Here is a 2,432-nt window from a genome sequence, read left to right as displayed (position 1 = left end):
GGCGGAGCTCGACGATGTGGTCGGGATGTTCGTCAATACGTTGGTGTTGCGGTCGCAGGTGCGGGGTGGGGCGAGTTTCGCGGAGTTCTTGGCGGCGACCCGGGAGGCGGATCTGCAGGCGTTCGCGCATGCCGATATCCCGTTCGAGCGGCTGGTAGAGCTGGTCGACGTAGAGCGTTCGACCGCTCGGCATCCGTTGTTCCAGGTGGCGTTGTCGTTCGAGAATCTGCCGCCGGCCGATTTCGAACTGCCCGGACTACGGGTCGGTGCCATCGATTTCGATATCGATCCGGCGAAGTTCGACCTCTCGCTGCGCATCACCGAATCCGATTCGGGTCTGGCGGCCGCGTTCTCTTATGCCCGTGACATGTTCGACGAGGACACCGTCGGGGTCATCGCGAGCCGGTTCCTGCGGATGTTGTCGGCGGTCGTACGGGATCCGGCGACGCCGATCGGCGACCTGCCGATCCTCGACGGCTCCGAATACGGGCTGCTCACCCATGTGCACGGTGACGATGTCATGGCAACGGGGCTGTTGCCGGAGATCCTCACCCATGGTGCGCGGGTGAATCCGGACGGTGTGGCGGTGCGTTACCGCGGCCGGTCCGTGACCTATCGGGAGCTGGACGCGCAGTCGTCGCGATTGGCGCGGGTGCTCATCGAGCGCGGGGTCGGCCCCGAGCGGATCGTGGCCTCGGCGCTGCCGCGTTCTTACGAGATCGTGCTGGCGTTCTGGGCCGTCGCCAAGGCCGGTGGCGCGCATCTTCCGGTGGATCCGAAGTATCCGCTCGACCGGGTGCGGCATATGCTCACCGATTCCGGTGCTGTGCTGGGTCTGACCAGCAGTGAGCATGTGGACCTGTTGCCCGGCGAGGTGCAGTGGCTGCTGCTCGACGACCCGGAATTGCAGGCGCGGATCGACGCCGAACCGCCGCGGTGACCGATGCGGAGCGGATCGCGCCGTTGGCGATGGCCCATCCGGCGTATGTCATCTATACCTCGGGGTCGACAGGTCTGCCCAAGGGCGTGACGGTGACCCATACCGGTCTCGGCGGCCTGGTCGATGTGGCGGCCGATCTGTACGGTCTGGAATCCCGGCATCGGTTCCTGCACATCTGTTCGCCGAGTTTCGATCCGTCGGTGCTGGAATGGGTGTGCACCGCGTTCGTGGGTGCGACGCTCGTCGTGGTGCCGGGCGAGATCATCGGCGGTCCGGAACTGGCCGAACTCCTGCGTGCCGAGGCGGTGACCCATGCGGTGATCACTCCGGCGGTGCTGGGGACCGTGGATCCGGCGGGTCTGGACGCGCTGGAAGTGGTGTCGGTCGGTGGCGATGTGACCACCCCGGAACTGCTGGCGAAGTGGGAACCGGGCCGCAAGTACTTCAACGGGTACGGCCCCACCGAGACGACCATTATCTCGTCGTACGCACGACTTTCCGCCGGTGACCACGTCACCATCGGTGAACCGGTGCACGGTATGGCGGCGCTGGTGCTGGATGCGCGGTTGCGGCCGGTGCCGCCGGGTGTGGCGGGTGAGCTGTATCTGGCCGGCGGTGGATTGGCTCGCGGTTATCTGAACCGGCCGGGGTTGTCCGCGGATCGGTTCGTGGCCAACCCGTACGGCTTCGAGGGTTCGCGGATGTATCGCACCGGTGATGTGGTGCGTTGGTACGCGACGCCCGGCGCCCGGGCCGGTAACGAGGCGTCGCCGGCGGTGAACTGGGAACTGGACTATGTGGGCCGTTCGGACTTCCAGGTCAAGGTCCGTGGTTTCCGGGTGGAACTGGGCGAGATCGATACCGCCTTGGGTGCGCACCCGGACGTGGAATTCGCGATAACCGTCGGTCACGACACCGGTGCCGGGGCGACGATTCTGGTGTCGTATGTGCTGGCGGTGCCGGGACGGAGTGTGGACACCGCCGCGGTGACCGAGTTCGTGTCGGAGCGGTTGCCGGCGCATATGGTGCCCTCGGCACTGATGGTGCTGGACGAGATCCCGCTGACCCCGGTCGGCAAGCTGGACCGCAAGGCGCTTCCGGAACCGGTGTTCGAAGCCCGCGAGTTCCGTGCCCCGTCGACGCCGATCGAGGAGATCGTCGCGGGTGTCTTCGCCGAAGTCCTGGGCATCGAGCGGGTCGGTGCCGACGATGATTTCTTCGCCCTCGGTGGTAACTCGCTGATCGCGACCCAGGTCGCGGCCCGTCTCGGGGCCGCCCTGGACACCACCGTGCCGGTGCGGATGCTGTTCGAAGCGTCCACCGTCGCCGCTTTGGCCGCTGCCGCCGAGACCGCCACCGGTCGGGGGGATCTGCCGGTGTTGGCGCCGCGCGAGCGGCCGGAGCGGGTGCCGTTGTCGTTGGCGCAGCAGCGTATGTGGTTCTTGAACCGGTTCGATGGTCGGTCGGCGGCTTACAACATTCCGATGGCTGT

At 66.7% G+C, this 2,432-nt stretch carries 1 pseudogene; it reads left to right on the top strand.

The annotated features are described in order from the left end of the window. A pseudogene (locus tag IG75_RS40995) lies at positions 1 to 2,432 on the top strand (non-ribosomal peptide synthetase); the annotation flags it as partial.

Origin of the sequence: Nocardia rhamnosiphila NBRC 108938, from assembly GCF_000720425.1 — a bacterium.
In the GTDB taxonomy this organism is placed as follows: domain Bacteria; phylum Actinomycetota; class Actinomycetes; order Mycobacteriales; family Mycobacteriaceae; genus Nocardia; species Nocardia rhamnosiphila.
Note: the sequence above shows the minus strand (reverse complement) of the source record. Positions and strands in the feature narration are given on the sequence as shown.